At 62.5% G+C, this 25,306-nt stretch carries 21 protein-coding genes and 1 pseudogene; 11 read left to right on the top strand and 11 right to left on the bottom strand.

Going from position 1 to position 25,306, the window contains the following annotated elements:
• Positions 1-64: 64 nt before the first annotated feature.
• The 5 genes from efeO (EGJ27_RS11855) to ampC all read right to left on the bottom strand — a co-directional run bounded on the left by efeO (EGJ27_RS11855) (position 65) and on the right by ampC (position 5,767).
• On the bottom strand, positions 65-889 hold the full coding sequence (gene efeO, locus EGJ27_RS11855) for an iron uptake system protein EfeO (protein ID WP_125830932.1): 825 nt from the start codon (positions 887-889) through the stop codon (positions 65-67).
• Positions 890-918: 29 nt separating this feature from the next.
• Complete coding sequence (gene efeB, locus EGJ27_RS11850) at positions 919-2,229, bottom strand: iron uptake transporter deferrochelatase/peroxidase subunit (RefSeq protein ID WP_125830931.1); 1,311 nt, start codon at positions 2,227-2,229, stop codon at positions 919-921.
• Between the two features lie 22 nt (positions 2,230-2,251).
• On the bottom strand, positions 2,252-3,460 hold the full coding sequence (gene efeO, locus EGJ27_RS11845; protein ID WP_125830930.1) for an iron uptake system protein EfeO: 1,209 nt from the start codon (positions 3,458-3,460) through the stop codon (positions 2,252-2,254).
• Between the two features lie 7 nt (positions 3,461-3,467).
• Positions 3,468-4,322, bottom strand: a complete 855-nt coding sequence (gene efeU, locus EGJ27_RS11840) for an iron uptake transporter permease EfeU (RefSeq protein WP_125830929.1) — start codon at positions 4,320-4,322, stop codon at positions 3,468-3,470.
• 269 nt (positions 4,323-4,591) lie between these two features.
• Positions 4,592-5,767 carry a class C beta-lactamase gene (gene ampC / locus EGJ27_RS11835; protein ID WP_125830928.1) on the bottom strand — a complete coding sequence of 392 codons (1,176 nt, stop codon included), beginning with the start codon at positions 5,765-5,767 and terminating at the stop codon, positions 4,592-4,594.
• 204 nt (positions 5,768-5,971) lie between these two features.
• Here ampC and EGJ27_RS11830 point away from each other — a divergent pair, with 204 nt between their 5' ends.
• Together EGJ27_RS11830 and zapE are read left to right on the top strand one after the other, a co-directional pair.
• Positions 5,972-7,417, top strand: a complete 1,446-nt coding sequence (locus EGJ27_RS11830) for a SulP family inorganic anion transporter (protein ID WP_125830927.1) — start codon at positions 5,972-5,974, stop codon at positions 7,415-7,417.
• A gap of 38 nt (positions 7,418-7,455) precedes the next feature.
• Positions 7,456-8,571, top strand: a complete 1,116-nt coding sequence (gene zapE, locus EGJ27_RS11825) for a cell division protein ZapE (protein WP_125830926.1) — start codon at positions 7,456-7,458, stop codon at positions 8,569-8,571.
• On the opposite strand, the gene rarD is transcribed toward zapE, so the two are convergent.
• Entirely contained in the window at positions 8,572-9,456 is an 885-nt protein-coding gene (gene rarD, locus EGJ27_RS11820; RefSeq protein WP_125830925.1) for an EamA family transporter RarD, read from the bottom strand.
• Positions 9,457-9,700: 244 nt separating this feature from the next.
• On the opposite strand from rarD, the gene EGJ27_RS11815 reads away from it, so the two are divergent.
• Positions 9,701-10,852 (top strand): MFS transporter, encoded by a 1,152-nt coding sequence (locus tag EGJ27_RS11815; RefSeq protein WP_125830924.1) that lies wholly within the window; start codon positions 9,701-9,703, stop codon positions 10,850-10,852.
• A gap of 6 nt (positions 10,853-10,858) precedes the next feature.
• On the opposite strand, the gene EGJ27_RS11810 is transcribed toward EGJ27_RS11815, so the two are convergent.
• Both EGJ27_RS11810 and EGJ27_RS11805 read right to left on the bottom strand, forming a co-directional pair.
• Complete coding sequence (locus EGJ27_RS11810) at positions 10,859-11,692, bottom strand: PhzF family phenazine biosynthesis protein (RefSeq protein ID WP_125830923.1); 834 nt, start codon at positions 11,690-11,692, stop codon at positions 10,859-10,861.
• A 102-nt stretch (positions 11,693-11,794) separates the two neighbouring features.
• The gene (locus EGJ27_RS11805) at positions 11,795-12,706 is read right to left on the bottom strand and encodes a LysR family transcriptional regulator (RefSeq protein WP_125830922.1); all 912 of its coding nucleotides are present in this window, start codon (positions 12,704-12,706) and stop codon (positions 11,795-11,797) included.
• A 335-nt stretch (positions 12,707-13,041) separates the two neighbouring features.
• Between EGJ27_RS11805 and EGJ27_RS11800 the strand changes: the two genes are divergently transcribed.
• From EGJ27_RS11800 to EGJ27_RS11785, 4 genes are all read left to right on the top strand, one after another.
• Positions 13,042-14,277 (top strand): OprD family porin, encoded by a 1,236-nt coding sequence (locus EGJ27_RS11800; protein WP_125830921.1) that lies wholly within the window; start codon positions 13,042-13,044, stop codon positions 14,275-14,277.
• Between the two features lie 90 nt (positions 14,278-14,367).
• Positions 14,368-15,102, top strand: coding sequence for a DUF969 domain-containing protein (locus EGJ27_RS11795; protein ID WP_125830920.1), 735 nt, complete (start codon positions 14,368-14,370; stop codon positions 15,100-15,102).
• Positions 15,099-16,049, top strand: coding sequence for a DUF979 domain-containing protein (locus tag EGJ27_RS11790; RefSeq protein WP_125830919.1), 951 nt, complete (start codon positions 15,099-15,101; stop codon positions 16,047-16,049). The genes EGJ27_RS11795 and EGJ27_RS11790 overlap by 4 nt, the downstream gene beginning before the upstream one ends.
• Before the next feature lie 187 nt (positions 16,050-16,236).
• Positions 16,237-16,443: a DUF6434 domain-containing protein gene (locus EGJ27_RS11785; protein WP_125830918.1), complete on the top strand. Its 207-nt coding sequence runs from the start codon at positions 16,237-16,239 to the stop codon at positions 16,441-16,443.
• Positions 16,444-16,627: 184 nt separating this feature from the next.
• Here the strand turns inward: EGJ27_RS11785 and EGJ27_RS11780 are convergent, their stop codons facing one another.
• The gene (locus EGJ27_RS11780; RefSeq protein WP_125830917.1) at positions 16,628-17,674 is read right to left on the bottom strand and encodes a class I SAM-dependent methyltransferase; all 1,047 of its coding nucleotides are present in this window, start codon (positions 17,672-17,674) and stop codon (positions 16,628-16,630) included.
• 344 nt (positions 17,675-18,018) lie between these two features.
• On the opposite strand from EGJ27_RS11780, the gene EGJ27_RS11775 reads away from it, so the two are divergent.
• A complete protein-coding gene (locus EGJ27_RS11775; protein ID WP_177523004.1) occupies positions 18,019-20,112 on the top strand; it encodes a PAS domain-containing sensor histidine kinase in 2,094 nt (697 codons plus the stop codon).
• A gap of 133 nt (positions 20,113-20,245) precedes the next feature.
• On the opposite strand, the gene EGJ27_RS11770 is transcribed toward EGJ27_RS11775, so the two are convergent.
• On the bottom strand, positions 20,246-20,794 hold the full coding sequence (locus tag EGJ27_RS11770) for an ankyrin repeat domain-containing protein (protein WP_125830916.1): 549 nt from the start codon (positions 20,792-20,794) through the stop codon (positions 20,246-20,248).
• A 59-nt stretch (positions 20,795-20,853) separates the two neighbouring features.
• Positions 20,854-22,332, bottom strand: coding sequence for a catalase KatB (gene katB, locus EGJ27_RS11765; protein ID WP_177523014.1), 1,479 nt, complete (start codon positions 22,330-22,332; stop codon positions 20,854-20,856).
• Positions 22,333-22,750: 418 nt separating this feature from the next.
• Between katB and EGJ27_RS11760 the strand changes: the two genes are divergently transcribed.
• From EGJ27_RS11760 to EGJ27_RS25320, 3 genes and pseudogenes are all read left to right on the top strand, one after another.
• Positions 22,751-23,473, top strand: coding sequence for a GNAT family N-acetyltransferase (locus EGJ27_RS11760; RefSeq protein ID WP_125830914.1), 723 nt, complete (start codon positions 22,751-22,753; stop codon positions 23,471-23,473).
• Between the two features lie 169 nt (positions 23,474-23,642).
• Positions 23,643-24,425 (top strand): annotated as a pseudogene (locus tag EGJ27_RS25325) (MCP four helix bundle domain-containing protein); the annotation flags it as partial.
• Positions 24,420-25,283 (top strand): methyl-accepting chemotaxis protein, encoded by an 864-nt coding sequence (locus EGJ27_RS25320; protein ID WP_371920855.1) that lies wholly within the window; start codon positions 24,420-24,422, stop codon positions 25,281-25,283. The pseudogene EGJ27_RS25325 and the gene EGJ27_RS25320, both read left to right, overlap by 6 nt.
• The last annotated feature ends 23 nt before the right edge of the window (positions 25,284-25,306 follow it).

Below are 25,306 nucleotides of genomic sequence, written 5' to 3'. Positions count from 1 at the left end.
CCGGATGCCGTCTTCGCGACCAGGACGGATCGCCGTCCGGTCGCTCCCACGGTTGATCCAGGTGTCAGTTCAGCCCCAGCTTCCCACGCAGGGTCGACAGGTCTTCGGCCAGGGTATTCACCGGGCCGACCAGCGCCTTGCGGTCGTTGTCCTTGACCTTGTCGTAGGTCTGGAAACCGCCGTCCTTGGTTTTGTAACGTGCCAGGATCTTGTTCACGGTGGCAAAGTTTTTGTCGACTTTGTCGGTGAACGCCTTGTCCTGGGTTTCGATGTGCGGGCGGAACAGGTCGACGATTTTCTTCGCGCCGTCGATGTTGCCCTGGAAGTCGTACAGGTCGGTATGGCTGTAGCGGTCTTCTTCGCCGGACACTTTGGTCGCCGCGACTTCTTCCAGCAGGGCCGCCGCGCCGCCGACCACTTTCTCCGGCGGGAAGGTCAGCTCGGCCACGCGCTGCTCCAGGTCCTTGACGTCGGCCATCAGCTTGTCAGCGATAGCGCCTTGGTCCTGAGTGGTGTTCTTGGCGAACAGTGCGTATTCCAGGCGGTGGAAACCAGTGAAATCGTCAGCTTCGACACCTTGCTCGTGATCATCTTCGCGGGAGTCGATCGAGGCATCCAGGTCGCTGAACAGCTCGGCGATCGGCTCGACCGATTCGTAGAACACTCGGGTCGGCGCATACAGCTTCTTGGCCGTGGCGATGTCGCCTTTCTTGACCGCATCGGTGAACTGCCGAGTGTGGCTGACCAGCTCTTCAATGTTCTCGGTCACGTAGATCTTGTAGTCCGAAACCGGGCCGACCAGGTCCAGCGGCGCCGTGGCGGCAAAGGCGGCCAGCGGGGTCTGGAGCAGGCCGAGGGTCAACAGCAAAGCCAGGGGCGTCTTTTTCATGGTTGTCTTCCGGGTCATGAGGTTGAAAGTCAGGCGGTTTTGGCAGGCGTTGCAGCGGCCAGCAATGAGCGGCCAAGAAAATCCTTGCTGTCGGTCACACCGGGCAGGGTGAAGAAGTAGCCACCGCCGATGGGCTTGAGGTATTCCTCCAGCGGCTCGCCATTGAGACGGTTCTGCACGGTGATGAAGCCTTTTTCCAGGTCCGACTGGTAACAGATGAACAGCAGGCCCATGTCGAGTTGGCCGTTCTTGTTGACGCCGTTGGAATAGTTGAACGGCCGACGCAGGATCAAATTGCGCTGGCTTTGTGGCGTACGCGGATTGGCCAGACGGATGTGGGAATCCAGGCGAGTCTTCTTGCCGTGCGGGTCGGCTGCGTAGTTCGGCACATCGGTTTCCACCTTGCCGTCCATGGGCGCGCCGGCGTTCTTGGTGCGGCCGAAAATCGACTCCTGTTCCTGCAATGGGGTACGGTCCCAGCGCTCGACGAAATTGCGAATGATGCGCACCGCCTGATAGCTGCCGTGGGCTGCCCAGGCCGGTTCGTCACTGCCCGGTTGCACCCACACCAGTTCGTTCATGGCTTTCTGGTCGTTGGAATCGGGGTTGGCCGAACCGTCGCGGAAACCCAGGAAGTTGCGCGCGCTTTCCGGCGGCTGGCCCGGCTTTTTCGGCGCTTGCGGAGGCACGGTGCCTTCCTGTTTCCAGCGCACGAACAGCAGGTCGGGAAGGTTCTTCACGATGTCGCGCAGGGCGTGAATGTTGCTGTCCGGCGTGTTGGAACAGAACTGAATGCTCAAATCGCCGTGGCAGTTGGCTGCATCCAGCGCGTCATTGGGAAAACCGACCATGCGGCTCAGGCGCTTGGGCTTGACGTCGGTCAGGCCGAAACGCTCGTCGAACAGCGACTCGCCCACCGAGACGGTGATCGTCAGGTTATCCGGCGTGACCACCGGGCCGAGAATGCCCGAATCGGCAGGCGGCAGTTTCGGATCGACTTCCGGTACCGGGCCACCGGTCATCAAAAAGGCGATGCGCTCATTCAGGGTGCGAAACATCCGCTCCAGGTCTTCGCGATCAGCGGCCAGTACATCAAAGGCCACCAGCATGCCGGCGGTAGGGCGCGGGTTGACGATGCCGCTCTGATGCACGCCGAGGAACGCGTTGCGGTCTTCGGTTTTTTCGCTGTTCGGCGCTTCGGTGACTTGCGCGGGGGCGGCCGCCAGCACGTTATTGCTCAGGCTGCTGCCGGCCAGTGCGGCACCGGCCGCGCCCAGCCCCATCAGCACGCGGCGGCGCTGGATCGATTGCGGGGCGTTGTTGGCGTCGGGGGTTTTCATCGTGGTGCTGTGCTCCAGTGGATCAGAGGCTCGAAAGGCCAAGTGCAGGGTCGACGCCTTCCAGCGCGTCGGCCAAAACGCGTGCCTGGTCGGCGATCTGCTGGCGTTGATCGGCCGAAACCTGGTCGTAAGGGCGATAGCCGCCGTCGCTGCTCAGGGCACTGAGCGTGCTGTCCAGGTCGGCAGCCGCTGCGTCGATTTTCTGCAGCAGTTCGCCGCTGGTTTTGGCCAACAGCGGACGCAGCAGGTCAACGACCTTGCGCGTGCCTTGCAGATTGGCGGCAAAGCCGTTCAGATCGGTGTGGCTGTAGCGCTCTTCTTCGCCGTTGTGGCGCACGTCCGCCAGACTGCGCAGGTTGCGGATGACGATGCCGGTCAGTTGTTCAGGCGCCAGGGATTGAGCCAGCAATTGTTGCTTGAGCTCGGCCACGTCGACAGACAGCCGCTGAGCCACCGGCGCGAGGACGTCGAGGCTGTGCTGGCTGAACAAGGCGTATTCGATGCGGTGGAAACCGGCGAAACCTGCGTCCTGCTCACGCTTCTCGAAGTAGTCGGCGCGGGCATTGATGGCGTTGTCCAGTTCCGCCAGACGCTGTGCGGCAGGGGCGATGCGCTGGTAAGCGGTGCGCGCCGGCAGGTAAGCCGCTTGCGCGGCGTCAAGATCGCCGGCCTCGATGGCCTGTTGCAGTGCGGTGGCGGCTTTGATCAGCGCCGAACCCTGCATGCTCAGATACACCCGGTATTCCGAGAGCGGGCCGATGAAGGCGGTCATCGACGGCCGCGCCTTGGCCTTGGCGTCGGACTCGGCGGTCGGTGTCACATGCAAAGTGCCGCGCGGATTGCTCAGCAGGCCACAGGTGATGGCGTAGTCGCCAGGCATCAGGTTGGCGTTGATCACCTGGCTCAGACCCGGCGCGATGTTTTCCCGCTCTTCGACCACCAGCACGCCATCTAGAATTTCCCACTCGACGGCACGCTCCGAACGATTGACGATGCGGAAGGCGTTCTTGCCCGCCGCAACCGTCAGCGCATTGGGCTCGCAATTGTGCGCGTGAATATTGACCACGGTTTCTGCGCCCGCATTGGCGGCGCGCTTGGTGGCCGCCACTTGGGAGGCGTAGTAGAACAGGCCGCCGGCGGCGATCATCAGGATCACGGAACCGGCCACTGCCAATCGCAAGGCGCGGGGAGGTCTGGCGTGTTTGCCAGCACCTGAAGGTGGGTTCGACATGGGGCCCTTATTCGTTAATGGCTGAAGAGGGTGTGCGCGCAACCGTCTGGCCCGCGCTCGGGGCGTGCGGCAGGAAGAACAGCGCCAGCGATCCGATCAGGTAAATGAGGTACACGCTCAGGGTGCTCACGGTCGGCGCGTCCTGGTAACCGAACATGCCGGCCAGCACCGAACCGGTCGGGCCGTCCATCGGCAGAATCGGGCTGATGTCGAAGACCACGTCCTGCAAGTGGTTCCAGAGGCCCGCTTCATGCAGCGCCTGCACCGAGTTGGCGAGAATTCCGGCCGCCACCACCAGGATGAACAGGCCGGTCCAGCGGAAAAACAGGCTCAGGTTCAGGCGCATGCTGCCTTTGTACAGCGCGACGCCGAGCGCCACCGCCAGCAACAGGCCCAGCAGCGCACCCAACGGCGCGCCGGAGCCTTCGCTCTGCTGGAACACCGCCAGCAGGAAGAACACCGTTTCCAGACCTTCGCGGGCCACGGCGAAAAACACCATGGCGATCAGCGCGTAGGTCTGATTGTTCGAGCCGCCGAGTGCAGCGTCCAGGGATTCATGCAGGGCGCTCTTGATCGAGCGGGCGACCTTGCGCATCCAGAACACCATGGAACTGAGAATGCCCACCGCAAGCAGGCCGACGATGCCTTCGAACAATTCCTGCTGTTTCTGCGGGAATTCAGCGCTCATCAACTCCAGACCACCGCCGACGAACAGCGACAACGCGCCTGCGAGAAACACGCCGATCCACACCGCAGGCATCCACTCGCCACGGCCGGTCTGTTTGAGGTAGCTGGCGATGATGCCAACGATAAGCGCGGCTTCGATGCCTTCGCGCAGCATGATCAGGAAAGGAACGAGCATGATTCACCGGGTAAGACGGGCGGTCGACAAGATGTTTCGCAAGCGGAAATACTGCGTAACATAATGATACTCATTCTTGAATGAAGGTAGTTGTTTTTTTAGCGATTTTAATTTTCTGAAATTTGTTCAGGTCCGGTTCAGTTGTGCCCGGAGTCTGCAGGAGCCAGCCTGCCGTCGGCGGCCATCCGACGAAGACGGTTGTTCAGATCGAATGAATGCAGCGCACATCCTCGTTCGCCAGCGAGCTGGTTCCTACAAACGTCATGCGTTTACCTGGCCGAACAGCACCCCAACTCACTGAGAATCCGATACGCCAGCTTCACCCGTTCTTCATTGGGGTAATTCCTGTTCGCCAGCACCACGATCCCCAGTTGCCTGCCCGGCACGAACGCCACGTAGCCGCCGAACCCGTTGGTGGAGCCGGTCTTGTTCACCCAGGTATCCTCCAGCCCGGGGAAGGGTTTGAGCGGGAGTACCGGCTGGGTGTTCAGGGCCATCTTGCTGGAATTGCCTTCTAGCAGCGCGTTCAGTTGTACCGGTTGCCGATAGTGTTCCCACGCCAGATCCTGAACCATGGCGCCGACCTCGAAGTAGCCGGTACGAGTGTCCAGCAAAGCACGCTGGAGTGGCGTTTCCAGGGGCCTGGCTTGCAGATTGGCTTCCACGAACCGCAGCAGGTCACGACTCGTGGATTTCACCCCGTAGGCCTGGGCCGCCAGCACGCCCGCATTCAGGCGCACCGGCGCGCCGGTCTTGTCGTAGCCCTGAGCGTAGGTTGCCAGTTTGTCGTCCGGCACGTCGAGCCAGGTATTGTTCAGGCCCAAGGCCGGAAACAGCTGCTGCTCCATGGCCTGCTCGAACGGCAGTTTCAGGCTGCGTGCGGCGACGACGCCCAGCAAGCCGATGCTCGGGTTGGCGTAGGAACGGTGGGTGCCGGGCAGATATTGCGGCTGCCAGGCCTTGAAATAGGCCATCAGCTCGTCGTCATTGCTCACCTTGTCCGGCACCTGCAGCGGGAAGCCGCCTGCAGTGTGGGTCGCCAGATGGTAGACCGGCAGTTTGCCGAGGCGGCTGCCTTGCAATTGCGGCATATAGGTGTCGATGTTTTCGGTGAGCGACAACTGGCCGTTGGTCTGCGCCCAGGTCGCGAGGGTCGCGGTGAAGGTCTTGCTGATCGAACCCAGCTCGAACAGCGTATCGCGGGTGACGGGCTGGCCGGTCTGCCGTGACGCAACGCCGAAATTGTAGAAATGCTGGCGGCCACCTTCGCTGATGGCAATCGACATGCCTGCGATGTCGTTTCGCTGCATCACGGCTTGGGCGGCTTCGGTCACCGTGACGCGTAGCGAATCGGCCCGCTCGCTGTCAGCTTGGGTAACTCCACTGATCAGGGCGCCGCACGCCAGTATGGCGATATTCAGGCGGCTTGGAAGGCTCCGGCGCATCGGCTGCTCCTCTTGTTTTTTGTCAAGCGGCGAACCTTAGCAGGCAGAGTGGAACCCTCAATAAACATTTTTTCTCAGCATATTGCCAGCCGTTTAATACGTCGGTGCGATGCGGGGTGGTGGCCGCTTGCCAAGGGTTTGCGTACCATGCCCGCTTTTTCCAGCCTCTCTTGCTTACGCGGGCGGGACGCAGTCGGGTACCCCATGAAAACGAACCGTATACGCGCCGACGTGCTTGCCGGCCTCACCACTTCCTTTGCGTTGGTGCCCGAGTGCATCGCCTTTGCGCTGGTGGCCCATCTCAATCCGCTGATGGGGCTGTACGGCGCGTTCATCATTTGTACCCTGACCGCGCTGTTCGGCGGTCGGCCGGGGATGGTCTCCGGGGCGGCGGGTTCGATGGCGGTGGTGATCGTCGCGCTGGTGGTGCAGCAGGGTGTGCAATACCTGTTGGCCACGGTGCTGCTGGGCGGTCTGTTAATGGTTCTGTTCGGCCTGCTGCGCCTGGGCAAACTGATCCGGCTGGTGCCTTACCCGGTGATGCTCGGCTTCGTCAACGGCCTGGCGATTGTCATCGCGATGGCCCAGCTGGAGCATTTCAAGTCCGGCGAACACTGGCTCAGCGGCACGCCGCTGTATGTGATGCTTGGGCTGGTGGCGGCCACCATGGCCGTTGTCTATCTGCTGCCGCGCCTGACCAAAGCCGTACCGCCGGCGCTTGTGGCGATTCTCGGCGTGGGTCTGGCGGTGTATCTGCTGGGTCTGCCGACCCGCACCCTGGGTGACATGGCGAACATTGCCGGCGGCTTTCCCGCGCTGGCGTTGCCGCAGGTGCCGTGGACTCTGGAAACCCTGCAGATCATCGCGCCCTATGCCGGGCTGATGGCCATGGTCGGCCTGCTGGAAACCCTGCTGACCCTGAACCTGACCGACGAAATCACCGAGAGCCGCGGCTTCCCGGATCGCGAGTGCGTGGCACTGGGCGCAGCGAACGTAGCGTCGGGCCTGTTCGGCGGCATGGGCGGTTGCGCGATGATCGGCCAGACCGTGATCAACCTCAGTTCCGGCGGGCGCGGGCGACTGTCCGGGGTGGTGGCCGGGGTCATGATCCTGATGTTCGTGCTGTTCCTGTCGCCGTTGATCGAACGCATTCCGCTGGCCGCGCTGGTGGGCGTGATGTTCGTGGTGGCGCAGCAGACATTTGCCTGGGCGTCATTGCGGGTGCTGCGCAAAGTGCCGGTCAGCGACGTGCTGGCGATCATTGCCGTGACCGTGGTGACCGTCTTGACTGACCTGGCGATGGCGGTGATGTTCGGCATCATCATTGCCGCGATCAATTTCGCCTGGCAACAGGCCCGCGAGCTCTATGCTGACAGCCATCTGGAGGCCGACGGCAGCAAGCTTTATCACCTGCATGGCACCTTGTTCTTTGCCTCGACCACGCCGTTTCTCGACCAGTTCGACCCGGCACAGGACCCGGCGCACGTCACGCTGGATTGCCGGCACATGCGTTTTGTCGACTATTCGGCCATCGCCGCGCTCAAGACCCTGCGCGAGCGTTACACCAAGGCCGGCAAGCACTTGCGCGTGGTGCATCTGTCCGAGCGCTGCAAGCGCCTGCTCAAGCGCGCCGGTGTGCAACCGGCCTGAATCCGGATCTTCAATCACGTCAAAAAGGTAGGTGCCCGATGCAGGTACTGTCTCCGCTGGATGCCTATGAACGGGCTTTGCAACGCGGCTTTCAGCCCGACGCCGCGCAGTTGCAGGCCGCGCGCCGGTTGCAGGATTGCTTCGACGCGCTGAACGGCAACGGCAGCCGCGCCCAGGGCGTGTACCTGTGGGGACCGGTGGGGCGCGGCAAGACCTGGCTGATGGACCGCTTTTTCGACAGCCTCGGCGTGGCGGCGCGGCGTCAGCATTTTCACCATTTCATGCGCTGGGTGCACAAGCGCATGTTCGAGCTGATCGGCACGCCGCAACCGTTGATTGTCATCGCCCGTGAACTGGCCCGTGAGGTGCGGGTGATGTGTTTCGACGAGCTGTTCGTGACCGATATCGGTGATGCGGTGATTCTCGGCGGCCTGTTGCAGGAAATGTTCGAACAGGGCGTGACGCTGGTCTGCACCTCCAACCAGCCGCCGGATCAGCTCTACAGCCACGGGCATAATCGCGAGCGGTTCCTGCCGGCCATCGCGGCCATCCAGCGGCACATGCAGGTGGTGGCGGTGGACGGCGGCGAAGATCATCGCCTGCATCCGGGACAATTGCTGCAACGCTACTGGGTCAGCGAACCGGGCAAGCCCAGCGCGCTGGGCGATATCTTCAGCGCGTTGAGCGCCGGGCAACCGGTCCACGACACGCAGGTGATGCTTGGCTATCGCAGCATCAATGTGCTCCAGCACGCCGACACGGTAGTGTGGTGCCGCTATCGCGACCTGTGCGAGCAGCCTTTGGCGGCAATGGATTTCATTGCCCTGTGCGACCGTTTTCAAGTGATTCTGCTCAGTGAAGTGCCTGCGTTGAGCGCGGCGCAGCGCGAAGCGAAAATCGCACGTGGCACCGAAGACGGGGTCGAGCAGGTAGCGGCAGGGGACCGCGAGCTGCCGCAGCTTTCGCCGCACGATGATGGCGTGCGGCGCTTCATCGCGCTGGTGGACGAATGCTACGACCGGCGTATTCCGCTGTATGTCGAGGCGCAGACGCCGATGGATGCGTTGTACACCGAAGGTTATCTGTCCTTCGCGTTCCGCCGGACCCTCAGCCGGTTGCAGGAAATGCAGCTGGCGCGTTTCACCGAACGTTAGTCACGCCGCGTCGCGGCGACGCTGGGCCAGCAGGTGCTTGGCACCCTCGAGCATCAGCACCAGCACTGCCAGCCAGATCGGCAGGTATGTCAGCCATTCATCGCGACCGATGATTTCACCCAGCAGCAGCGCAACGCCCACCAGCAGCACCGGTTCCACATAGCTGAGCAGGCCGAACAGGCTGAACGGCAGCAGGCGGCTGGCGATGATGTAGCTGACCAGCGCCGACGCACTGATGACGCCGAGCAGCGGAATCAAGCCGTACAGCGCCGGCGTCTGCTGGATCGCCAACGGGTCGCCCTGGGCGATGAACCACAGGCCGACCGGCAGCATGAACGCCATGTCGAACCACAGCCCGCCGAGGTTGTCGGTCCCGAGGCGACGACGCAGCACGAAGTACATCGGGTAACCCAGGGCCACCACCAGGGTTTCCCAGGAGAAACTCCCCAGTCGCCACACTTCATGACCCACGCCGATCAGCGCGAAGGTGGCGGCGACCTTCTGCAGCCAGGACAGATGCTCGCCGTAGACGATGCGGCCGGTGAGGATCATGGTCAGCGGCAGTAGAAAATAGCCCAGCGACACTTCCAGGCTGCGGCCATGCAGCGGCGCCCACATGAACATCAGCAGTTGCACGCCCAACAGCAACGACGAGAGCAGCAGGCCGAACACCAGCGTCGGGTTCTGCATCAAGCGAGCGGCAAGGCCGCGCGCCAGCTGCCAGTCGCCGCTGACCAGCATGAACAATGTGGCGAACGGCACGGTCAACAGCATCCGCCAGCCGAAGATTTCTTCACCGGTGAGCGGTTTCATGAGCGAGGTATAGAAATACATGACCCCGAACAGCACCGAGGCAGAGACCGAAAGCATGACACCTTTGTACACAGCGGCCTCTTTATGGGTAGTCCGGTAAATGGTTGCACCGTATTGGGGCGCGTGGCGCGTATTCTAGAGCGCTTTGCGAGAAATATCCGGTGCTTTTTGAAGAGTATCCAGCAGGAATACTGCGGATCATCTGAGCATCGAGCCATGCCCCGTTTCTGCACACCGACCATTTGGATCACCGCCAGGCTTTGCTAGGCTGTCGAGCTGGCCGGCACGATCTGTCGGTCCCATACAAGGAGGATGAATGACCAGTTTCAACACCACGGCCCAGGACACCCGCGCCGTGCAGGAGCAGAATTCCACCCGCATCGCGTTCTTCATCGCCGGTTTCAGCATCGCTTCCTGGGCGCCGATGGTGCCTTACGCCAAGGCGCGGGTCGGGCTGGATGACGGCACGCTGGGGATGTTGCTGTTGTGCCTGGGTGTAGGCTCGATCATTTCGATGCCCATGGCCGGCGCCTTGGCGGCGAAATACGGCTGCCGGCGTTTGCTGGTCGCCTCTACGGTACTGATCTGCCTGTGCCTGCCGTTGCTGGCGACGGTGTCCAGCCTGCCGCTGCTGGTCGCGACGCTGTTCATCTTCGGCGCGGGGATGGGCGGTGTGGATTGCACCGCCAACGTCCAGGCGGTGATCGTCGAAAAGGCCAGCGGCAAGACCATGATGTCCGGCTTTCACGGCTTGTTCAGCCTCGGCGGGATCGTCGGCGCGGCCGGGGTAAGCGGTCTGTTGGCGCTGGGCATGTCGCCGTGGGTGGCGATGTGCGTGGTGGTGGTCCTGACGCTGTTGGCCCTCGCCAAGGCCACGCCGGGCCTGTTGCCCTATGGCAGTGCTTCGGACGGACCGGCTTTCGCCATTCCCTATGGCGTGGTGCTGTTCATCGGCTTGCTGTGCTTCACGGTCTTTCTGGCCGAAGGCGCGATGCTGGACTGGAGCGCGGTGTTCCTCAGTTCACTGCGCGGCGTCGATACGGCCTATGCCGGGCTGGGTTACGCGGTGTTTGCCGTGACCATGACCCTGGGCCGACTGTTCGGGGACGCCATCGTGCACCGGGTCGGCTCGACCCGCGTGATCATTCTCGGTGGCCTGTGCGCTGCGGCCGGTCTGGCCATCGCCACGCTGGTGCCCGCCTGGGAAGCGGCATTGCTGGGTTACGCGCTGGTCGGTGCCGGTTGCTCGAACATCGTGCCGGTCTGCTACAGCGCGGCGGGGCGGCAGAAGACCATGCCTGAAAGCGTGGCGATCCCGGCGATCACCACAGTCGGTTACGCCGGGATTCTGGTCGGCCCGGCTGCCATCGGCTTCGTCGCCCACATCAGCAGCCTGGAAGTCGCGTTCATGATCGTCGCCGTGATGCTGTTGGGCGTGGCGATCAGCGGCAGCAAACTGCGCGCCTGACGTGTCTCAGAGCTTGCGCGCCATGCCCGACACCCTTATCGAACTGCCGGGCTGCTCGGAAATTTCGGCGCGCAGGCGAGACGGGCTGCCCATGTCCTCGCCCTGCAGGATGTCGATCATCCCGCCGTGGGGCCAGCCGATGTCACGCAGGTAACCGGCGAACGCCGCAGTGGCCGCGCCGGTAGCCGGGTCTTCATACACGCCACCGAAGGCAAACGGGTTGCGGGTATGGAAGAACTGCTCGGTTTCGGCAAAGACCAGCAGGATCGTTGCCCAGCCTTCGCGCACCATGAGTTCGCGCCCGACTTGCTGGTCGTAATGCATGGCTTTGAGGGTTGAGCGATGCTTGAGCGCCAGCACCAGATGCCCGGCGCCGCCGTTGATCGAGGCGGGCGGAATGCGTTCGTCGAGGTCGTCCCGGGTCAGGCCGAACAGGTTCAAGGCCTCGTCCAGCACCGCCGGGCTGACGGGCGCGCTGTGGGTCGGTGGCGATTGCAGTGCGGCCGAGATCAGGTCGCCCTGGGCGTGGCCTTCGACAGTGATCTGCGCATTATTGAGGGTCAGATTGAACAGGCCGTCGCCTTGCTGGCCGGCCAATGCCGCACCCAGCGCAATGGTGGCGTGGCCGCAGAAGGGCACTTCGGCCAGCGGCGAGAAATAGCGAACCCGCCAGCCGCCTTCGATGGGCGCGGCGAACGCGGTTTCAGAGTAACCGACCTCGGCAGCGATGCGCTGCATGCTGTCTTGGTCGGGCAGCGCGCCGCCGATCCACACGCCTGCCGGGTTGCCGCCGTGCTCGCCATCGCTGAAGGCTGCCAATCTGAGAATTTCGGTTGTCATGTTCGCCGGCTCCATTCCGTTTTCGAGGGGACGCCAGTGTGCGTCAACTGCCGGGAAATAATCCATCCGCGAATGCGGACGAATGGGCGGGAGCCGGGCGCTTTACACGCATGCTCCTTCGGGCAAAGTCGCATCGAACTCGGCCACCACCTCACGGGTCATACCGACGATGTCTTCCACCAGTTCCATTCCCGCGCCGGTGCGCCAGCTGGCGACGATGTCCATGATGTGCGGCACTTCAATACCTTCCACCAGCGTCAAGACACCCTGAGCCAGTTCGCCACGAACCAAGGCCGCCGGCATTGCCCCGATGCCGAAGCCGTCACGCACCAGGCGGGTGATGGCCGACGCCGAGTTCACGCAGTTGATGCGCGGGTTGATCAGATTGGCCGAGTGCATCATGTTCAGAATGTCCTGATGCGGCCGGGAGTTGCGCGAGAACGTGACGATACGCTCTTCGGACAACTCCTCCAGCGAGGCGTAAGGCCGGTCGTAGACCGAGCCGGTCGGCACTACCCAGTGCATCGGGTAGCGCGTCAGAACGGTATTGCGCACCGAGTCGAAGCGCAGCATGTCGGTCTGGAAAATGATGTCCTGGTAACCCTTCTCCAGTTGCGTGCACAGATTGGCGGCGGTGTCGGCGGTCAGTTCGATTTCAAGCGCCGGGTAACACTTCATCAGACGTGTTACCAACGGGCTGAGCCAGGTGTGTATCACCGTATCCATCGCGCCGATGCGAATCCGGCCGCGAACCTGGCTGGGATCACGAATCGCTGCCTTCATGCCCTGCATGGTGTCCATGATGTGCTCGGCGTATTCCAGAACCCGCGCACCCTCGGTGGTCAGCGATACACCCCGGGAATCGCGAACGAACAGCCGCACGCCCATTTCATCTTCCAGCGCAGCAATCCGGCTGGAGATGGAGGCCTGGGTGCTGAACAGTTTTTCCGCGGTCAGCCGGAAGCTTTTCAGCCGTGCGACCCAGACGAAGGTTTCCAGAAACTTGAGGTTCACCGTTTTGGTTCCTTAACACATGAATGAACGCGCTCATCGTGCCTCGGCCATCAGGATTGCGCAGCCACGACAGCCTGGATGAAATTGCAGTTTGTATGCCAGCCGCGGTACAGAAATTCTTATGGGGCATAGCGGTTTTTTCCCGTTGGACGCCGCCAGCCGGCTGCCGAAACATTGCCTGCGAACGAGAAAGGTCCGTGTCGATGCTGGCGTTTGGAGTGCAGCGTGGCACGAAAACCTTCGAGGTGTCGGGGTTCGGACCGCGCCATACCAATAACAATGCGCTCTGCCAACAGCCGGTCGATACCGCTGTGCGCTCATGGGGAATTCTTTCAATGAGCAATAATTCAACATCCCGAGTCTGGGCTCTTGTGGTGGGTGGCACCACGTTGGGGTACGGTCTGGCTGCGCAGGCGGATTTCATCGCCGACAGCAAGGCTGAACTGGAAGCCCGCAATTTCTACTTCAATCGCGATTTCCGCCAGACCGACGCCCGAGACAAGGCCGAGGAATGGGCGCAAGGTTTCCTGTTGCGTCTGCAATCGGGTTACACCGCCGGCACGCTGGGTTTGGGCGTGGACGCGTTGGGCATGGTCGGGGTCAAGCTCGATTCCGGATCGGGCACTGCAGGCACCGGGTTGTTGCCGGCGGACCTGTCTTCCGGCGGCTCCCAGGACAACTACGCCAAGCTGGGCCTGACCGCCAAGGCGCGGATTTCCAAGAGTGAGCTGAAGGTCGGCAGCCTGTTGTTTCGCAGCCCGATGGTGTCCGCCAACGACACGCGGCTGTTGCCCCAGACCTTTCGCGGCGCACTGCTGACTTCCCAGGAGCTGACCGACGTCAAGTTCACCGCAGGCCACATCGACCGTATCAAGGCCAACAGCTCCAGCGATTTCACCGAGCTGAGCGGCAACCGCATCGGTGGCACCAGTAATGAGTTCAACTTCGGCGGCGGCGACTATCAGATCACCCCGCAGTTGGCCCTCAGCGCCCATTACGCGCAACTGGAAAACGTCTACCGCCAGGCTTACGGCGCTCTGGTGCACGTCTTGCCGTTGAGCGCGGGGCAAAGTTTCAAGAGTGATGTGCGCTACTCCAGCAGTCGCGAAGATGGCGCGTTTCGCGCGCTGGACAACAGGGCGTTCGGCTCGATGTTCACTTACCGGCTCAACGCCCACGCGTTTGGCGCCGGCTATCAGCGCATGAGCGGTGACGATCCGTTCCCCTACATCGCGGGCAGCGATCCGTACCTGGTCAACTTCATCCAGATCGGTGATTTCGCCAACACCGATGAACGCTCCTGGCAGGTGCGCTACGACTACGACTTCACCGCGCTGGGCATGCCCGGCCTGACCTTCATGACTCGTTACGTGTCCGGCGACAATGTGCAGCGTGCGGCGGGCGGCGAGGGCAAGGAGTGGGAGCGCAACACCGACGTAGGCTACGTGTTGCAAAGCGGCGCGCTCAAGAATCTTGGGGTGAAGTGGCGCAACGCGACGGTGCGTTCCAACTTCGGTAATGATCTGGACGAAAACCGCTTGATCGTCAGCTATACCCTGCCGCTCTGGTAGCGTGGAGTCTGGCGCGATTCGTGCGTTGCTCCGCGCAGCGAAATGTACAGCTCACTCTTTTCATCGATTCAGGCAAACGAGATGTCCTCTATGCAAACTGCAATCAACCTCTGGCCTCTGCTGGGCGTGCTGGTGATCATCATCGGCTTTGTACTGCGTTTCAATCCGATGCTGGTGGTCGCGCTTGCGGCCGTCGCGACCGGCTTTGCCGCCAGCATGCCGCTGGACAAACTGCTGGCCGTGATCGGCACCGGTTTCATCAAGACCCGCACCTTGCCGTTGATCATCCTGCTGCCGCTGGCGGTGATCGGCCTGTTGGAACGCCACGGCCTGCGCCTGCATGCGCAGAACTGGATCGCCAGGTTCACCGGCGCCACGGTCGGCCGGCTGTTGATCGCTTATCTGTTTGTGCGGGAGTCCACCGCAGCGCTGGGTCTGACCAGTCTGGGTGGCCATCCGCAGATGGTGCGTCCACTGCTGGCGCCCATGGCCGAAGGCGCCGCCGAAGCCCGCTTCGGCAAGTTGCCTGAACCGATCCGCACTCGGCTGCTGGCCTTGTGTGCCGCCACCGATAACGTCGGGCTGTTTTTTGGTGAAGACATCTTCGTGGCCTTCGGTGCCATTGCCTTGATGCACACGTTCCTGCTGGGGTCGGGGCTGGATGTAGAGCCGATTCACATCGCGCTGTGGGGGATTCCGACAGCGATCTGCGCGTTCATCATTCATTCCTGGCGGCTGCATCGCTTTGATCGCCAGCTGGTGCGAGAGCTGCAAGGCCAGGCGCCTGCGGTAACGCCGTCCGCCGCTCAGGAGCGTGCGCAATGATCATTTCGATTCAATACCTGTACTGGCTGGCGGGGGTGATCCTGGCGATCACCGCATTCATGACCCTGACCGACAAGAGCAACCCGAAGCGCTGGACGACCGGCCTGTTCTGGGGGCTGTTCGCCGTGGCATTCCTGGTGGGCGAGCGCCTGCCGCCGGCGCTGGTCGGCGTCGGTGTGCTGGTGATGGCAGTCATTGCCGGCTTTGGTGGGGTCGGGTTCGGCAAGCATCAAGACATGCCGGACAAGGCGCGCCGTGCCAGCGCCGGTCGGCTGGGCAACAAGCTGTTCATTCCGGCGCTGGCTATCCCGCTGGTCACGGTGTTCGGCGCCATGTTTCTCAAGGACATCAAGTTCGGCGGCGTATCGTTGCTGGACCCGGCCAACAGCACGTTCGTGTCGCTGGGTCTGGGTTGCCTGATTGCCTTGGGCCTGGCGTGCTGGCTGACCCGGGATACGCCGGTGCAGGCAATGCGTGAGTCGCGGCGGCTGACCGAAGCCCTGGGCTGGGCGCTGGTGCTGCCGCAGATGCTGGCCATGCTCGGTCTGATGTTCAACGACGCGGGTGTCGGCAAGGCCGTGGCGCATCTGGCGACGGCCTATATCAACATGGACTTCCGTCTGGTCGCGGTGATGGTCTACGTGCTGGGCATGGCGTTGTTCACCATCGTGATGGGCAACGGCTTTGCGGCGTTCCCGGTCATGACCGGCGGCATCGGGGTGCCGGTGCTGGTCGGCATCTACGACGCCAATCCGGCGGTGATGGCCGCCATCGGCATGTTCTCCGGCTACTGCGGCACACTGATGACGCCCATGGCGGCCAACTACAACATTGTCCCGGCGGCGTTGCTCGAATTGCCGGACAAATACGCGGTGATCAAGGCGCAGATCCCCACCGCACTGGCCCTGCTGGTGGCCAATATTGTGCTGTTGTACCTGCTGATGTAACGCCAGGCAGCGGTCGGCCTCCCACGCAATCGCGACGTGCGGGTACCGGTGGGAGGGAGCGTGCTCGCGACTGCTACCTGTTTGCCCCTGCAACGGTGACTGGCGCACCGCAGTCGCCAGCGAGCTGCCTCCTACAAAATCGCGGCTTACCTGGCTCCCACGATGATGCTCACAAGGGAATTACCGCATGACGTTCAATTGGCACAACGACCCCATCGATCGTGATACTCCAGTCAACGGCGCTTACAAGAACACCCAGAATGTACGCCGTTTCCTGACCGACCAATGTGGCCCGGGTTTCAAATTCGACCGAGCGTTCATGGCGTGGATCAACGATGGCCGCGCCAAGAGCATGGGCGACGTGGTGGATCAGTGGCTGAACCGGCATCGCTGATGAGCCAGGTCGATGCCGCGATTCGCACCACTGCGCCGTGCTTGGAACACCGTGGGAGCCAGGTTGCTGGCGAAAGGGCGGGTGCAGGCGCAGCATCGGTAACGCCTGAACAAACGTCTTCGCCAGCAAGCTGGCGCCTACAAAAATGCGGCGTAGTCGGACCTGTAGGAGCCACCCCATCGTATTACCTGCGCGCTTCCAGGATCAGGTTGAAGGGCGTCTGCGCAGCACGGCGAAAACGCGAGAAACCGGCCTTGGTGAACACATCGCGCAACCGGGCTTCTCCGGCTTGCGCACCCAGCCCCAGGCCAACTTCCTGGGACAGCGAGTTGGGCGTGCAAATGAAGGTCGAGGCCGCGTAGAACAGCCGGCCCACCGGCGTGAGGTTGTCGTCGAGCCGGTCATTGGCGTAAGGCTCGACCAGCAGCACCGAACCGTCGGGCTTGAGCGATTGCAGGGCATGACGCGCCGCGCCCACCGGGTCGCCCATGTCGTGCAGACAGTCGAAGTAGCACACCAGGTCGTAGTCGTTGCCCGGATAATCCTTGGCGCTGCCTTTGACGAAGCGCACGTTGGCCTCGGTGCCCGCCGCCTTGGCCCGCTCGGTGGCGGTTTGCACCGACGGTGCGTGGTAATCGAAGCCGATGAACTGCGACGCCGGAAACGCCTGGGCCATCAGAATGGTCGACGCGCCGTGGCCACAGCCGATATCCGCCACCTTCGCTCCGTCCTTGAGCTTGTCCACCACGCCTTCCAGCGCGGGTAGCCATTCGGCGACCAGGTGCGCGCGATAGCCAGGACGGAAGAAGCGCTCGGTTCCGGCGAACATGCACGGATGATGGTCACCCCACGGCAGCGCGCCGTCGCCGCGCATGGCGGCGACCAGCTTGTCTTTGTCGTGGTACAGCGCCGAGACCACCGCCGCGCCGCCGGCGACGTACACCGGCGAGTCTTCGATGGCCAGGGCCAGCGCCTGTTCTTCCGGCAGGCGAAAACTGCCGTCGCGGTGCTCCATGTAGCCGGATGCCGCTTGGGCGCTGAGCCATTCGCGCAGCAGGCGTGCATTGCAGCCGGTTCGTTCGGCCAAAGTCTCCGGGCTGATCGGCTGGCCGTCGGCCATGGCGCGGTACAGGCCCAGCTCATCGCCCAGGATCATGTTGGCGAGCATCGCTGCGCCGCCCATGTCGTTGACCAGCTTGCCCATGAACTCGTTGAGTTTTGCCTCGTTCATTGCTTGTCCTCCTCTGAAGGCCACCGTCGAGGGCGGTTCGGACAAACGAGGTGCTCGGCAGTGGTCGGTTGCATGGCAACGGCTGCCACGTCCGGCAGCCGGGCGGCCAGGCGGGCGAGTCGTGGTTTGAGTTTAGGTCGTCGCGGGCTGCCTTCATGCCTCTGGAGACGGGCTGTCAGGTCAGCCGGCCGAGTGGTTCTGCCGTCAGATGCGCGCTGTTTGCGGACAATTGTGCGCCGCAACACCGTTTTCTTTGCCAGCGCGTGCGTTTTCTCGTAGCGTGCGCGCATGCCATTCCTCCTTGCCGGAGCACCGGTAACTTTCCCGTTTCAGGTAGACCCGTCGTGACCGCGACCGATATCCAGAGTATGCAAAGCCGATTGCAGGCCCTTGAGCAGGAAAATGCCTTGCTCAGGCGAGAGCTGCGCGTGTCCGGCCAGGAGGCCGAGGACGCGCTGGCGTTGTCTCGTGAGCGCTATCGCTTTTTGTTCGAGGCCATGGATGAAGGTTTTTGCATCATCGAGTTCTTCGACGGCCCGCATGGCCCGCTGAGCGATTACATCCATATCGAGGCCAACCCGGCCTATGCGCTGCATGCCGGCATTCCGAATGTCGTGGGCCAGAAGCTGCGAGAGATGGTCCGCGAGGAAGCCGATGGCTGGGTCGAGCTTTACGGTTCGGTATTGAGGACCGGCGTGCCGATCCGCTTCGAGCGCGAACTGGTGGCAACCGGGCGTTACCTGGGTGTGACCGCATTCCGCATCGAGCCGGCCGAGCGCAATCAGGTGGCGGTGCTGTTTCAGGACATTACCGAACGCAAGCGGGCGGAGCTGGCCCTGCAACGGCTCAACGAGACCCTGGAAGCCCGGGTGATCGAGGCCGTTGCCGAACGCAAGGTGCTGGCCGATGTGGTCAATGGCACCTACGCCTTCATCCATGTGATCGATCACCAGTACCGCTGGCTGGCGGTCAACGGCTCGGCGGCGCGGGAGTTCGAGCGGCTGTTCGGCGTGCTGCCCAAGATCGGCGACAACATGCTCGAACTGCTGGCCGACAGTCCGGACACCCAGTCGACCATGCAGGCGCGCTGGGCGCGGGCGCTGGGCGGAGAAGAGTTCATCGAAATCTCGCACTTCGACGATTCCAGCGACGCCTCGCGTCATTACGAAACCCGTTTCAGTACGTTGCGCAATGCCGAGGGCGAGCAGATCGGCGCCTACCTGTTCGCCTATGACATTACCGAACGCCTGGCAGAACAGGACCGTCTGCGCAAAGCGGAGGAAGCGCTGCGCCAGTCGCAGAAAATGGAAGCGGTCGGCCAGCTCACCGGCGGTATCGCCCACGACTTCAACAACCTGCTGACCGGCATCACCGGTTCGCTGGAATTGCTCAAGTCACGCATGAGCCAGGGCCGCTTCAAGGAAATCGACCGCTATGTCGCCGCCGCCCAGGATGCCTCCAAGCGCGCGGCGTCGCTGACCCACCGCTTGCTGGCGTTCTCGCGTCGCCAGACGCTGGACCCCAAGCCGGTGGACATCAATCGCCTGGTGGTGGGCATGGAAGAGCTGATCCGTCGCTCGGTCGGGCCGCACATTACGGTGGAAGTGGTGACCTCGGTCGGGCTGTGGTCCACCTTCATCGATGCGCCGCAGCTGGAAAATGCCCTGTTGAACCTGTGCATCAACGCCCGGGATGCGATGCCCGGCGGCGGGCGCATCACCATCGAAACCGCCAACAAGTGGATCGACGAGCGAGCTTCGCGGGATCGCGACCTGACGCCGGGGCAATACCTGTCGCTGTGCGTCAGTGACACCGGCACCGGCATGTCTGCCGAGGTCATCAACCGCGCTTTCGATCCGTTCTTCACCACCAAGCCGCTGGGCCAGGGCACGGGGCTGGGATTGTCGATGGTCTACGGATTCGTGCGCCAGTCCGGCGGGCAGGTGCGCATTTATTCCGAGCTGGAGCAAGGCACGACCATGTGCCTGTACCTGCCGCGTCACTACGAAGGGGCTGCGCCGGAACAGCCCGAGTCGATGCCCACCGAAGCGCGCCGCACTGCGTGCGAGCGCACGGTGATGATTGTCGACGACGAGCCGACCATCCGCATGCTGGTCTGCGAAGTGCTGGAAGATCAGGGCTATGTGCCGCTGGAGGCGGGAGAGGGCGCGACGGCATTGAAGATGCTGGAATCCGATGCGCGCATCGACCTGCTGGTAACCGACGTCGGCTTGCCCGGCGGCATGAACGGTCGCCAGCTGGCCGACGCCGCACGCATCATCCGGCCTGATCTGCCGGTGCTGTTCATCACCGGCTACGCAGAAAACGCCATCATCGGCAATGGCCATCTCGACCCAGGCATGTGGGTGCTGACCAAACCCTTCACCATGGAAGCGTTCGCCAGCCGGATCTACGAAATGATCGAGCGCGAGGGGTAAAGCTGCCGCGGCATGAGCGCGAGCATGTGGGAGGCAGCTTGCTGGCGACAGCGCCGGTTCTGCTCAAACATCTCCTGTGTCGGATAAAGCGCTGTCGCGAGCACGCTCCCACCCACCAGATCTATCGGCCCGTTCACCGCACCGCTGGGGCCTGGAACTCGCCTCGGCTCAAGCCGTCCACGTCATTGCCCATGCTGTCGCGCAGGTTCAGGTCGGCGCCTTTGGCGGCCAGGGCCTGGAGGATTTCGCTGCGCTTGAACAAGGCCGCGTACATTGCGGCGGTCTGGCCGGCGTTATTGGTCAGGTCCGGCCCGCAGTCGGCCTGGACCAGCCGTTTGGCAATGGCCAGCTCGCCTTTGAATATTGCGCCCATCAAGGCGGTGTTGCCGCGATTGTCCTTGGCGCATGGGTCGGCGCCGGCGTCGAGCAAGTGCGTGACGGCCTGCTCGTGGCCGTGATACGCGGCAAGAATCAATCCGGTGTAGCCCTTCTCATCGCGCACGTTCAGGTCATAGTGCGCCTCGATGAAGGTGTCGAGCATGCCGGTGTTGCCTTCGCGCGATGCATCGAAAAACAGCGCGCGAAGCTGGCGGGTGGTCTGATCCTGCTCGGCGTCGACTGCCGCCACAGCCAACTGAGGCAGGGCAGCGGCCAAGATCAACCCGTATAAAAAGCGTCTCATCGACCGTCTCCCGAAAAGATCCCGCTCCGGCGTTTCGGCGCCGGGCGGGATGATTCATGTCAGTCCTTGAGTTGAGCGGCCAGCGCCTTCACTTTGGCCAGGTCGCCCTTGGCCACTTCGGTGACACGCGTGCCATAGGTCGGGTCCGCCTTGAACAGGAACGACAGCATGATGTTCTTGCTCTCGGTGTCGGTGCCGGCCAGGGACTCGCCGAAGCTCTGCACCAGGTCGGCCTGTTCCTTGGCGGTGTAGGAACGGTACAGGTCACCGGCCTGCTTGAAGTTCTGCTCGCGGGTGATTTTCGCTTGCTGCGTGTTGCCGCTCAGCGGTGCCACGCTGTAGCGCGCCGACTCAGTGCTTGGGCGCGGGTTCAGGCGACTTGGCTCGTAGTTGACGCCGCTGGTGGTGTGACCGGTGTTCAGCGCGCCATCCTGATTGCCATTGTTGACCGCCACCTTGGGCCGGTTGACCGGCAGGCTCAGGCCATTGGCGCCCAGGCGATACATCTGGGTATCGGCGTAAGAGAACACACGACCCTGCAACAGCCGGTCTTCGGACGGCTCGATGCCCGGCACCACGTTGGCCGGCGCCATGGCGACCTGTTCGGTTTCCTGGAAGAAGTTGTCGACGTTCTTGTTCAGCACCATCTGGCCGATTTTCTTCTCGGGAACGTCAGGCCAGATCTTGGTGGCGTCCAGCGGGTCGAACTCGAAGCGCGCCAGCTCCTCAGGCTTGAGCACCTGGATGTACAGGTCCCATTTCGGGAAGTCGCCTTTCTTGATGGCGCTGACCAGATCGTTGGTCAGATGGCTGTAGTCCTTGCCCTGCATCTGGGCGGTTTCGGCCGGGTCAAGGTTCTTCAGGCCTTGCAGCGACTTCCAGTGGAATTTCACGTAATGCACCTGGCCCTTGGCGTTGACCAGCTTGTAGGCGTGCACGCCATTGCCGTCCATGAAGCGGTAGCTCGCCGGCGTACCTTCGTTGGAGTACAGCTGGGTCAGGGTGCGGGTGGCTTCAGGTACGTGGGAGAAGAAATCGAAACGGCGCGAGTCGTCGTCCAGGTTGGTGCGCGGATCGGGTTTGAAGGCGTGGACCATGTCAGGGAACTTGATCGCGTCGCGGATGAAGAACGTCGGGAAGTTGTTGCCGACCAGGTCCCAGTTGCCATCGGCGGTGTAGAACTTGGTCGCGAAGCCGCGCGGGTCGCGCAGGGTTTCGGGCGAATGGTTGCCATGCACGACCGCAGAAAAGCGCACGAACACCGGGGTGACTTCACCGTTGCGGAACACCGTCGCCTTGCTCAGGTCGCTGATGTCCGCCTGCGCGGTGAACTGGCCGTGCACACCGGTGCCACGGGCGTGCACCACACGCTCCGGAATGCGCTCGCGGTCGAAACGCTGGAGTTTCTGCAGCAGTTGGACATCCTGCAGCAGTACCGGCCCTTGAGCACCGGCGGTCTGGGAATTCTGGTTGTCGCCAACGGCCGCGCCATTGTCGCGGGTGAGCGGATCGGCGGCGTAGGCCGTGGGCAACGTCATGACGCCAATGGCGGCAAACCGCACCAAATGAGTGGATAAGTTCGATAACGACATGGTGATTACTCGTGTCTTATTAGTAGGGCGCTTTATCGTAGGCGCGAAAGACACGGCGGATTAATCGTAAAAAAACCATCACCCCGATAAATAAAGATGTGTGGATTAGTCAAAACAGGAAATTTTTGATGTTTTCCAAGTGACTGAAAATAAGCAATATTTCGTTATTTTTTCGGTAGCAGCGCTCTCATCCAGAAAGGCTGAAGAGCCGGCGTTACTTGTAAGGCGACGGTACTGACCCCTTCGCGGACAAGCGCAGCGCTGTCCGGTCCGCTTCGGCAAGAATTGGACTCCTGCGCGATGCAAGCGGCCGCTGCGCGTTATCATGTGCCATCCAACCGACCACGCCGGAGCCGTACCTTCGATGTCTACCCTGATGCTGCTGCAAAGTCCGCCGCCCGAGTTCATCCGCAGCCAGATCCAGCAGATGGTCGTCGACTATGCGACTGACATCAGCCAAGTGGGCCTCACGCCGGACAACCCGCTGTACAACCTGTATCAGTATCAGGTGGGCTACGAGGTGCACCTCTACCTCAATGCCATGGACGGTTCCCGGGACATGCCGGTGGAACTGATCGTGGCGCTGGACGATGACGACCCGGAAATCGTGCAGGGTTTTCTCCTGTATCTGCCGGTCAGCGACGACCCGGATGCCTGTGCAGTCGCCTACATGGCGGTGCTGCAAAGCCATCGACGCCAGGGCATCGCCCGTTCGCTGCTGGAGAAAATGCGGAGTCGTTATCCCCATGCCGAGCTGACCTGCGTACCTGGCAAAGTGGCGTGGTTCGAGGCACTGGGCTTTCAGATGCTCGGCGCACGTGGCCCGCAGGTGGTGATGAATACCCGTGATCACGGCACCAACGGGCGAGTGGCGGTGATCGATGTGGCGCCGATTTTTCAGTCCGTGGAGGTGCGCCAGATCCATGCCTATCTGCTCAAACAGCATGGCGAACAGGCAATGATCGATGCTGAACGGCAGCGGGATGAGCAACTCGACCGTATGACCCGCGAAGCCGAAGCCTGCGTGGCTCGCCATCTGGGCAGCACATCGCTTCTGCACGACGTGCATCTGCCCAGAACCATTTAGAAACAATCACCTGAGAGCGCCGGGGCACGCGGCTTTGAGCGGTTTTCAGCCAGGCGGGGACGACAAACGATTGGAACGCTGGCGTTAGAGTGAAGTCATTGTGACATCACTGCTGATTCGTACAGGAATCCTCCTTCGAATCTTTCCTAGCCTAGCGAGTCCTTGCAGCATGAACTTTTTGAATCATTCCAGGTTTTCCACCAAGCTTCTTGCGTCGTTCATCATGTGTGCCTTTATCACCCTGGCCGTCGGCGGCCTGGGAATGGCCGGGATCAGCCGTTTGGCCGGCGCTCTGTCGCACGCCTTCTCCGTGAATCTGGTGGCGGTCGCCAGCACCAGCGAGACGCTGACCAGCCTGTATGCCCATAACCGTGGCCTGTACCGTTTGCTCGATGCCCAGAGCGGCGGCGTTGCCGAGGCCGACAAGGACATCATCCAGCAAGGGTTGGCTACCGACCTGAACCGGGCGCAGGAAGTGTTCAGCGCCTACCGCGCCATTCCGCACCCGGCTGACGAAACCCTGGCCGGCGACCAGTTGCAGCAAGTGTTGCCCGGCTATGTTTCCGGCGCGCAGCAGGTGACCGGACTGATTCGCGCCGGCAACCTCGACGCCGCTCGGGACCGCCTCAATCGGCTGACCGACGACGAGTTCCTCCAGGCTCGCAGCCTGCTGCGCGCCATGATCGATGCCAACAATCGCCAGGTCGAGGAGGGTGCCGTTGCCGCCGACGAACTCAAGCAGAGCGCAACGGTGAACCTGCTGCTGGCGGTACTGGCGGCATTCATCGTGGCGATTGCCCTGGGCTTCGTGATCACCCGGATGATCACCCGGCCGTTGGCGGTGGCCGTTGCCTGCGCCCAGCGGATTGCCGGCGGCGACCTCACCCAGTCGATCACCCACGAGCGTGGCGACGAAGCCGGTCAGTTGCTCGATGCCCTGGCGGCGATGCAGCAGGGCTTGAAGGGCACCCTCGAGCAGATTGCCAGCGCGTCGGACCAGTTAGCGTCTGCGGCTGAAGAACTCAGCGCCGTGACCGAGGAGAGCACTCGCGGCCTGACTCGGCAGAATGACGAAATCCAGCAGGCGGCCACGGCGGTCAACCAGATGACCGCCGCCGTCGAAGAAGTGGCGCGCAACGCAGTGTCCACTTCCGAGGCGTCGAAGACGGCAAGCGATGATGCGCTGGACGGGCGTGGACAGGTGGATCACACAGTCAAGGGCATCACCACCATGGTTCGCGAGATCACCGACTCCACCGAAGCGGTGTCTGAGCTGGCCGGCCATGTGCGCGAGATCAGCAAGGTGCTGGATGTCATCCGCAATGTGGCCGAGCAGACCAACCTGCTGGCGCTCAATGCCGCCATCGAGGCCGCCCGTGCCGGCGAGCAGGGCCGCGGGTTTGCGGTGGTCGCCGACGAAGTGCGTGCCCTGGCGCATCGCACCCAGGCCTCAACCGTGGAAATCGAAGGCATGATCGGCTCGGTGCAGGCGGGCGCCGACGGCGCGGTGGCGGCGATGGGCAAGAGCCTGTCACTGGCCACCACCACCCATGAGCAGGCCCAGCGCGCCGGGGCTGCGCTGGAAAAAATCACGCGCGGCGTGGCGACCATCAACGAGCGCAATCTGGTGATTGCTTCGGCGTCGGAACAACAGGCTCAGGTCGCCCGCGAGGTGGACCGCAATCTGCTCAATATCCAGGATCTGTCGACTCAAAGTGCCGCCGGAGCCAACCAGACCAGCGCCTCCAGCCAGGAGCTGTCGCGCCTTGCGACGTCCTTCAACACCCTGGTGGCGCAATTCCGGCTTTGAGCATGAATGTAAAAAGGCGTTGC

The sequence above is a fragment of the Pseudomonas sp. v388 genome (assembly GCF_003935425.1).
Lineage (GTDB): Bacteria > Pseudomonadota > Gammaproteobacteria > Pseudomonadales > Pseudomonadaceae > Aquipseudomonas.
This window is presented reverse-complemented; position numbering and strand designations above follow the sequence as displayed.